The following is a 5,193-nucleotide window of genomic DNA, read 5'->3' on the forward strand; positions in this document are numbered from 1 at the left end:
GCGATAGGTCGAGGATGAGTGCCGAGCGTCTGCGGTGTGAGCGTTCATTGCCGACTCGTCGCAAGCAGACCAAACAGCAATCACCCAACTTAAACTTGAGCGATGAAGAACATGCTTGATGGTACTGGCCTTTCGCTGTGCGTTGCCGAACATGAAATCGTGCCTGCCAATGATAGTGACACCCGTTGCGAGGCAATCGATGAGACGGACGCCATCCCGACCACGAACGCCCCCATGGCCGCTGCGCCAGCATTGTTTGCCACGTACCAGATTTGCTGCCGGGCGTTGAGTCAGGACTCAACCCTGAGCCCGCTCGAACAGCGTGTTGTCTTTCTCGTACTCGCGGTTGCTAGTGGCCGCAACTACGATAGGGCGGCATCTGGCGAGGCCGCCTGCATCGCCAGTGAGACATTTGGAAAGATAGTGGCGGCAATCCGTGCCGGCAAGCCTCTGGCCGATGCCCGGCTTCGCGCCCTCGTCAGCTTTACACGGGCCATGTTCATCCATCGCGGTCGCCCTAGCGAGCATGAGGTCAAGACATTTTTTCATGCTGGCTACTGTGAAAAAAATATTCTGGACATCATTCTGGCAATCGCGGCGAATACGCTAGACAGCTATACCAGCCACGTATTCCATTCGAAAGCCAGCGGACCCGCGTTGTCGGTCGGCTAGCAGGGTCGCTACAGTATCGTCAAAATTTCCTGGCAGGGCCGAAGGCATGTACAGCAAGTTGTAGCCTCAATCACGGCCCTGGAAACAGCTTCGCATGATTACACCGCCCCGGAGTTTGGGAGCGGCTGTGTCGTATAAATGCCAAACAACCTGTTTTGCGTTTGAAGCGGGCGCCTGATAGCATTTTGTCGGCAACCATCGCCGATGGCCGGGACAAGTAAAGTTACACCCGCCTAATCTAATCCAGAGAAAAGAATGAAACGAATCGCAATCATTGGAGCACTTGGCGGTGCACTACTCGTAATCGGTTCCATTGCGCAAGCGCATGTAAACGTGGATATTGGAATCGGCGTTCCTGGCGTCGTCTACGCAGAACCAGCGCCAGTCTATGCGCCCCCGCCGGTGTACGCAGCACCGCGGCCAGTCTACGTTTCTCGCCCTGTGGTCGTGATTCCTGCGCCCGTCTACACCGCCCCCTACTGGCGGAAACGCGATAATGACGACCACCAAGGCGAGCGGCACTGGCACGGGCGGGGCCGCCGTGAGCACGGTGAACACCGCCGGCACGGGCACGACGACTAACAGAAGAAACCGCCCCGCAAGACAGGGACAGACTCGCGCCTATGGGCGAAACGGCAGGGCAAAGAGAGAGACCGCGCTGCAAATACAAGGGCATCAGGATGCCGCTTTCTACCCAGGGATTCCGCGTGAGGCACCGCCTCGCGCGAATGCGGATAGGCTCGGCGCACAATCCGCAACGACAGTTGCGCTGCTTGTCCCACTCTGAAAGAGGTTCTGACGCAAGACAGTGGCCGACCGTTGACCCTTGACGGCTTCGGAGGCACGGCCCTTGCTGAGCCTCTAGGTTGACGCAGCAAATGGCAAGGTACCCTCAAACACGGCCCCATTGAGAACCTTGGYATGTCGGCCATGACGATGTCATTCCCGGTGAAGGATAAAGCGAGCCTCTCCAAGCCGAAGGAAGGCGATAAGGTCAATGCGACCTTCGATAAGGTCAACAGTGGCGCTACAGTTATCCGCATTGAACCAAGGTAAGACCAGGGAGCGCGAGACGCCAGATATCAATGCCGCGCCCACGGCTAAATCGCAAGGCCCATCAACCGGCGTGCGCCGCGCGCCAGCTCCCTCCTTAAACGACACTCTGGCGCAAGGCGCTAGCCTACCTAAGCACTTTACGAGTTCTAAATATTGATTTTTATAGGACTCTTGCTGAGGAAGAAGTTTTTAGCAAACGTAGGTATCGAGTTTAGCCATTTCCCGCCCGAGTTAGCGCTTTCCGGCCTGCCAGTGCCGAGCCCCGCTGCCGCACGACCACATTCCAACGGGGTCTCGCGCCACCTAATCGAAGCTGCTTCAGCCCAGTGCTGCGTCCACCGCTGTGGCAAGTTCAATCGCGGTCCCGTCCAAACTTTCACGGCCTTTCGCCAAGCTGGTGAGCAGCCGCGCGTGCAGCAAGTCGGCCAATGGCACGGGCACCGTGACCCCCTCGCATTGACGGACCCAGGCCTTAGCCTGACTCAACGGCCACCTGGTGGGACGATTCCCAAACTTGTGTCACGTTAGCCATATCCCCGCAGCGAGCGGAACCAGGTACCTGTGGGCGCGCTTAGGCGCGAGCGGCGCCGATGTGACCGCTCTGGGTAGGCTCTCCCAATTGCGCCGTACCCCAATTGAGGTAGTCCGAATGACCGAGGTTGCGACCACGAAACTGGGGGGGGGTGCGTTCATACCCTGCTACCATCCCCGAGATGGGCCCAGCTGCAAGCACGGGGGGAAGCGGCCATCAAATTCCCTAGCAGAGACATCCCCAAGGCGCGCGCAAGATTCGGTGGGCAGTGCGATGCTTAATGCTTTGCGCCACAGCACCACACCAGTAAGCCGAAGTACACGGGTGCGCACCTCCCTGGGCTCGGGGTATCGCGAAACATGCAAGGGAAGTATCTCCATATAAACGCGCCGCCGCACCTCATAGCTGAGCACACCTTTCGTGTCACGGCGAATCAACTCTGCGTGCGCCACCTGTATATGCAGATATAGCGCACGGAAGACCAAGGCAAGAACCAGCGCCGCTGCTATCAGCATCACGATGCTCGTTAGTCGCCATGGGGCTTCAATCGAGTCGACGGCACATGTAATGCGTCCTCGCGCCAAAGCGTCGAAGGAATTCCTTCGATAGCTGCATTTCCTGCGGCATGTCGTCCAAGGCGGTAAGCGTAAACCCGAAACGGGCAAAGAATGTGGGATGCTCAGGCGTGAGCACTGTAGCCTTGGTGCAGCCATTGGCACGGGCGCGCATCAAGATGGCCCTTACAAGGTGGGTGGCAACGCGGTGACCCCGGTACTCACCTAAAACCGCGACGGCTTGGATGATGGCCGTCTCGCCATACATTTCGCCGCAGGCGCAGCCGATTACGTTCTCACCTAGGACGGCCAGACTGCAAAAGCGCCCCGTGGTGTCTATATCGCCGCTCGGCAAACCGCAGGAATGGAACACCTGCGAGATGGCTTGCATATCTGCCGACCTGGCCGCACGAATCCGCATATCTTTTATCATTCTTTTTATCCTGCCTTCCGACACACGTGCAAACCTTGAGGCAGTATGTCGCAAGAATTAGAGGCATGCCATCGGCCAAATGTATGGGTAGCACTGCTTCAACCATAATCTCCGCCTGCGCTATTCTTCGGCTTTCGCCGAGCGCCAGCCAACGTCGAATTAATTAATTCTGATATGAACGATTTTTAATTCCGCATGCGACGGCCAAGTGAAGTCCTGAGTCCACGACAAATGAGGCGAGGTTCCGCTCACACGTCGCGATTGGTTCCATCAGACCCGAGCCTCCTATGCTCAAGTCTTATCCCAAAGGACATCACTCCCACCAGCATCCCACCCTCGCCCGGTTGTCCATCGCCGAAGGTAAACCCGAGCGACGGACCGCTTGGTGCTAGGGAGGCGACACGATATGCTAAGGACACAAAAGCTGCTGGCAGCGAATCCCGCGCCGGAGCTCAGCGTTTTGACAACTTTCCTTGCATGCAAGTTTGCATGCTTTTGGCTTCGAGGATGAGAGGGCAACTGGTATCGTGAAGTGGTTTAACAACGAGAAGGGCTACGGCATTATCACGCCGGACAATGCCGGCAAAGACCTGTTCGCGCATCACTCGGAAATCCAAGGTGCCGGGTTCAAGACGCTCGAGGAAGGCGCGAAAGTAGAGTTCGAAGTCACGCAAGGCCAAAAAGGCCCACAAGCATCAAAGATTCGTAAGCTATAGGCGCTCGTGTCCAGCAGTACAAAATGAGAGCCTTTCTAATAGCGCCACCCATTTCACATAGGTGTTGTAACCGGGGTGATTGCCCAGAATCCTTGCAAACGGTTTGCAGGAATTTTTATTTTCGGAGATTTTTTTCGGAAGCACGCCCCAGCCCTGAACTGAGGTGGCCGCATTCCATCGGGCTCTCGCGCAGCCGAAGTCAAAGTGAGGTTGACTCTCGAGCTCGGGCGGYAGATTGGGCAGGTGTTGCTCGGGCGATACTTCTCTCGTGCACGACTACGTCTTGGCCTCCCCTGACTGACCGCCAGCAGCGCTTGATTGCCGGTCCAAACGTCGAAGACGCACAATCATTTCTTTTTCAGCTTGTTTGTCGCCATGGTCTCTCGCGGCTTCGATTCCCTTCCGAAATGCTACACGCGCATTCGCATCTTGGCCGAGGTCCACGTAGAGAACCCCGAGGGCCCGCCAAGCGCCAGAATAGTGCGGGTCTAACTCGGTAGCTTTGACAAGATGAGGAACGGCAGTGGCCAACTCTCCTTGTTGCTGGTACGCCAGTGCAAGCGTGACTCTGAGCAGAACGGAGTCCTGGCCAGCGGCGAGTCGTTGCTCCAGCGGCGCTATCGAGAAATTTGGCATGGTCATGGCCCTCCTCCCTCTCGCCCGACAAGCGTACTGCGGACCTATACACTGGGCCCGTACCGCGGCTTCGTTTCAAGGCCAACGCGCGAATGAAGGGAACGTGGTCGGCGAGAACGGACACGATGACGAATGTTGCTGGATGGCTTACCGCCAACTTCGTACCAACCACACTTTGCCATGGAACTTGGAGCGGCGCGTCGACGATGCGATTCAGTGGGTGACCGAGACCACCTGCCCGGAAATGTCTTCCAGAATACATTTCTGGTAAACCTGTGCGACCACCGCCGCCTGAACACCCTTTGCAGGGTCGCGTCCCATCGCTTCGAGCGTCTCCGACACCCATCCCGGGCTGACGACATTCACGCGAATCTTGCCTTGCAATTCGAGCGCTGCTGCCCGCCCGAACGCCTCGATGCCGGCGTTCACGGTGCTCACTGCAGCGCCACCGAGCATCGGATGCTGCGCGAGCAGGCCACTGGTGAGCGTAACCGAGCCGCCCTGGGAGATGTATGGAACCCCATACCGGACAAGATTGACTTGCCCCATCAGCTTATTGGCTAGGCTGAATGCGAAGTCATCGTCGGTTAGGGC

At 57.5% G+C, this 5,193-nt stretch carries 7 protein-coding genes; 4 read left to right on the forward strand and 3 right to left on the reverse strand.

All coding sequences use genetic code 11. The features are described 5' to 3' along the window. Window positions 1-102 precede the first annotated feature (102 nt). From AC1DN0_RS40100 to AC1DN0_RS40110, 3 genes are all read left to right on the forward strand, one after another. On the forward strand, window positions 103-672 hold the full coding sequence (locus tag AC1DN0_RS40100; protein ID WP_441632285.1) for a carboxymuconolactone decarboxylase family protein: 570 nt from the start codon (window positions 103-105) through the stop codon (window positions 670-672). Between the two features lie 255 nt (window positions 673-927). After that, window positions 928-1,254, forward strand: a complete 327-nt coding sequence (locus AC1DN0_RS40105; protein WP_441632283.1) for a hypothetical protein — start codon at window positions 928-930, stop codon at window positions 1,252-1,254. A 354-nt stretch (window positions 1,255-1,608) separates the two neighbouring features. Then, window positions 1,609-1,728 carry a copper-binding protein gene (locus AC1DN0_RS40110; protein ID WP_477146556.1) on the forward strand — a complete coding sequence of 40 codons (120 nt, stop codon included), beginning with the start codon at window positions 1,609-1,611 and terminating at the stop codon, window positions 1,726-1,728. Between the two features lie 1,075 nt (window positions 1,729-2,803). Here the strand turns inward: AC1DN0_RS40110 and AC1DN0_RS40115 are convergent. Beyond that, window positions 2,804-3,247, reverse strand: a complete 444-nt coding sequence (locus AC1DN0_RS40115) for a GNAT family N-acetyltransferase (RefSeq protein ID WP_441632279.1) — start codon at window positions 3,245-3,247, stop codon at window positions 2,804-2,806. Window positions 3,248-3,774: 527 nt separating this feature from the next. On the opposite strand from AC1DN0_RS40115, the gene AC1DN0_RS40120 reads away from it, so the two are divergent. Then, complete coding sequence (locus AC1DN0_RS40120) at window positions 3,775-3,963, forward strand: cold-shock protein (protein ID WP_441632277.1); 189 nt, start codon at window positions 3,775-3,777, stop codon at window positions 3,961-3,963. A gap of 276 nt (window positions 3,964-4,239) precedes the next feature. Here AC1DN0_RS40120 and AC1DN0_RS40125 read toward each other — a convergent pair whose 3' ends face one another. Beyond that, window positions 4,240-4,605, reverse strand: coding sequence for a tetratricopeptide repeat protein (locus AC1DN0_RS40125; RefSeq protein ID WP_441632275.1), 366 nt, complete (start codon window positions 4,603-4,605; stop codon window positions 4,240-4,242). 207 nt (window positions 4,606-4,812) lie between these two features. Further along, a partial coding sequence (locus tag AC1DN0_RS40130) for an SDR family oxidoreductase (RefSeq protein WP_477146555.1) occupies window positions 4,813-5,193 on the reverse strand: 381 nt, incomplete at its 5' end.

It is taken from the genome of Cupriavidus sp. 05N39 (assembly GCF_056397325.1).